Consider the following 233-nt stretch of genomic DNA (forward strand, 5'->3'; position numbering starts at 1 on the left):
GCCCCGCCGGCCCTGGCCGCGCGGCCGCCCTCGGCCAGGAGGCCCGCCTCTGCCAGGACCCCGCCCCCGGTGACGGGGCCGCCCCCGGTCGCGCGCTCGCCGAAGAGACCGGGGACGACACCGGTGCGTCTCTGGGGGAGTCCGGCCGTGCCGTCCCCGGGGCGGCTCGCACCGCCGCGCGGGCGCCCGAGATCGCCTACCGCCCCGGTCGCCGGACCGGCTCCCGACACGCC

Annotated in this window: 1 pseudogene; it reads right to left on the minus strand. The window is 83.3% G+C overall.

Annotated features, from left to right (window positions below):
* A pseudogene (locus IH13_RS44505) lies at nt 1-233 on the minus strand (hypothetical protein); the annotation flags it as partial.

The organism is Streptomyces sp. NRRL WC-3549, from assembly GCF_000721935.1.
Classification (GTDB): Bacteria; Actinomycetota; Actinomycetes; order Streptomycetales; family Streptomycetaceae; genus Streptomyces.